The sequence below is a fragment of the Pseudoalteromonas sp. NBT06-2 genome (assembly GCF_002276045.1).
Lineage (GTDB): Bacteria > Pseudomonadota > Gammaproteobacteria > Enterobacterales > Alteromonadaceae > Pseudoalteromonas.
Genome location: NZ_NQMR01000301.1, coordinates 1 through 2,619, shown reverse-complemented (window position 1 = coordinate 2,619; position 2,619 = coordinate 1). Strand labels below are relative to the sequence as shown.

Below are 2,619 nucleotides of genomic sequence, written 5' to 3'. Positions count from 1 at the left end.
ACCTCCGGCTACCCGATTATGTGTTTTTACTCTGATCTTGCTTGATGATTTTAAGCAGTAAATCAATTCTGCGGTTTGTCTTTTTACTTTCAGCGGTAACCATGCCTTGAACAAAAGACGAGGCAACGATAATAACCCACATTATTTGAAATAACTCACTCTCGATTGTAAAGAAACTATTTGCAAGTAGAAGTAAGCCAAATGGCGCAATAATAGAAAGAAAATCTTTAAGCCCCCAGTCATTTGAACCAAGCTTATCAAATTCTTCTTTATATTTTTGAAGCTCAGAAATACGTTCTAACTCCATTTTTGCTTCTACCATTTTTACGTCATCATTATTCATTGAAAACACCTTACTCCTGAAACACATAACGCCCAAATAATGGGCAAATATCAGTTGGTTAAAATAAGCGACGCAGGAGCAAAAACCAACTGTTATTTGTCCTGATTAATTTGTTTATTACAGAGGATGAACCGCCCATTGCGGACCCGCATGATGGGTGGTGTGGGGGCTGGAGGTTAGAGACCTCCGGCTACCCGATTATACATATTAGTTACTTCAACTCGATATTTATTAATTGACAAGCACTACCCCATGCCTTTGATTTTTTGTCACTGTAGTACCATGCTGTAATAATTTGATTTTGTGCTTTAGCCGATAATAGAAATGATATTGCGGAAGTGTTATCTTTTTCAACACTTAGCCAATTACAACCATCTTGTAATGGGGCCGAAAGTTGGATTATAACCTCACCATGTGATGCAAGAGTTTCATGATGAGTTGTTTGTGTTCTCATTGCTTGAATAGTGCCGGTTACAGCAATTGATGTGCTTGCATTTACAACACTACTAAATAGTACCAAAGTAAATATTATGATTAGACGACTCATTGATTCTCCATATGTATAACGAGCCTGTAGAATTTCTCTTTTAGAAAAAACAGACCCAAAAATTATTAAAAATTAAGCTTCAAAACGCATTGCTACGTGAATTCTGAGGCAATATTCTACTAAAACATTACTTTTACGGGCGCACAGAACATAAATTTCATTCGTCAATTTACACTTTTTATAAATTCTACAGCCTCAACGCCTTGCTAAGCGGAAATTAATGATTGGCTATAATCGCGAAGCGATGGCCAACTGTTAATTTTTCGTTTAAGCAACTTGTTATATTAGTTTTTGAGTTGCCAATAATATGGGTGAACTACAGGAACATAACCATGAGCAGATACTTGATAACAAGTTGAGTCTTCTGTAAGCAATAACACTTTAATCTCTTTAGCTGTAGCTTTTGCAGTTAGAGCTAATGATAATTTAGCATCAAAGTTGTCATCTGTTTTAGGGAGATAAATAGCCTGAGATCCTGTGGCACAAGAAATACCTGTATTATCAAACTCTCCAATTAATACAAGCCCATTTGGAATTATATGAACTTGTTTAGGTACAGCGTGACTCCATATGTAATCTGATGCAAAAACTTTTATTGAACATATTAATAAGATAACTATGCAGGCTACTTTTTTCATTTGAACTCCAATTGTGGTTACTAATATAACGAGCCTGTAGAATTTCTCTTTTAGAAAAAACAGACCAAAAAATTATTAAAAATTAAGCTTCAAAACGCATTGCTACGTGAATTCTGAGGCAATATTCTACTAAAACATTACTTTTACGGACGCACAGCACATAAATTTCATTCGTCAATTTACACTTTTGATAAATTCTACAGCCTCAACGCCGCGCTAAGCGGCAAAAAGTTGTTGGCTATAATTTGTGAGGAACGAACAAAAGCCAACTGTTTTTGTCCGTTCTTTAGAGCCTTGTTAGCAATACTTTAACTATTTAATTGTTATGTATTGTAGAAGGCAATATCTTCCTGCTGGATACTTAATTGTGTCTTCTAGTGTAACAAGTACTTTTTTGTTAGCCATCTTAGCAGCTAATAACATCGAAACAGCCACGTCATCGCCGTCTTTAATACTAATTTTATTATCTGTGCAAAAGCTTTTGTTGGAATTTATTAGTTGAAACCAAACCGTTTTATTCCAAGATGGAGCTAGTGTTCCTTCTTTTACATGATAGCGAATATCGCCAATTTCTCCGGTCGCATCAACCCTCGCAGCAAATGATGAATTGGAAATTAAAGTTAAAATTATTGATAGATATAAAGATATTTTCATTATTGCCCTATGATTTAGTAAAAATATTTAGCTGAAGCTGGGAGCTAAACCTTCAGTATTGCTAACGCCCAAATAATGGGCAAATATCAGTTGGTTAAAATAAGCGACGCAGGAGCAAAAACCAACTGTTATTTGTCCTGATTAATTTGCTTGTTAGCTATTGTTGCTTGAGTCAGGAGATGTTTTCTCAAGTTTTGGAACACCAATATAGTACAAAACAGATAAATAATTAAGCATAGGAATAGCACCAGCTAAAATTGCGAGTTTATAATTTCTATTTTTACTTCTAGCAAGAAGAAAACATAAAGCTCCAAGTGCAATTGCTTGGATACCGAAAGCAAACCACATAGGATGAAGCTCCCCTGTTCGCATCATTTCAAATATATTCATATAACCTCCGTTGTTTAATGATAAATAGCTAACATTTGTATAAACGG

At 35.1% G+C, this 2,619-nt stretch carries 5 protein-coding genes; all 5 read right to left on the bottom strand.

Annotated features, from left to right (window positions below; all coding sequences use genetic code 11):
- Positions 1 to 16: 16 nt before the first annotated feature.
- Complete coding sequence (locus CJF42_RS25565; RefSeq protein WP_095369308.1) at positions 17 to 343, bottom strand: hypothetical protein; 327 nt, start codon at positions 341 to 343, stop codon at positions 17 to 19.
- Between the two features lie 211 nt (positions 344 to 554).
- Positions 555 to 890, bottom strand: coding sequence for a hypothetical protein (locus CJF42_RS25560; RefSeq protein ID WP_095369307.1), 336 nt, complete (start codon positions 888 to 890; stop codon positions 555 to 557).
- Between the two features lie 284 nt (positions 891 to 1,174).
- Positions 1,175 to 1,528, bottom strand: a complete 354-nt coding sequence (locus CJF42_RS25555) for a hypothetical protein (RefSeq protein ID WP_095369306.1) — start codon at positions 1,526 to 1,528, stop codon at positions 1,175 to 1,177.
- 312 nt (positions 1,529 to 1,840) lie between these two features.
- Positions 1,841 to 2,182, bottom strand: coding sequence for a hypothetical protein (locus CJF42_RS25550; RefSeq protein WP_095369305.1), 342 nt, complete (start codon positions 2,180 to 2,182; stop codon positions 1,841 to 1,843).
- Positions 2,183 to 2,335: 153 nt separating this feature from the next.
- On the bottom strand, positions 2,336 to 2,619 hold a 284-nt coding region (locus CJF42_RS25545), incomplete at its 5' end, for a hypothetical protein (RefSeq protein WP_212668873.1).

What these genes read in the sequence shown, in the direction of transcription:
- CJF42_RS25560 (WP_095369307.1), bottom strand. Translation starts at nt 890, where the DNA reads ATGAGTCGTCTAATCATAATATTTACTTTGGTACTATTTAGTAGTGTT.
- CJF42_RS25565 (WP_095369308.1), bottom strand. Translation starts at nt 343, where the DNA reads ATGAATAATGATGACGTAAAAATGGTAGAAGCAAAAATGGAGTTAGAA.
- CJF42_RS25550 (WP_095369305.1), bottom strand. Translation starts at nt 2,182, where the DNA reads ATGAAAATATCTTTATATCTATCAATAATTTTAACTTTAATTTCCAAT.
- CJF42_RS25555 (WP_095369306.1), bottom strand. Translation starts at nt 1,528, where the DNA reads ATGAAAAAAGTAGCCTGCATAGTTATCTTATTAATATGTTCAATAAAA.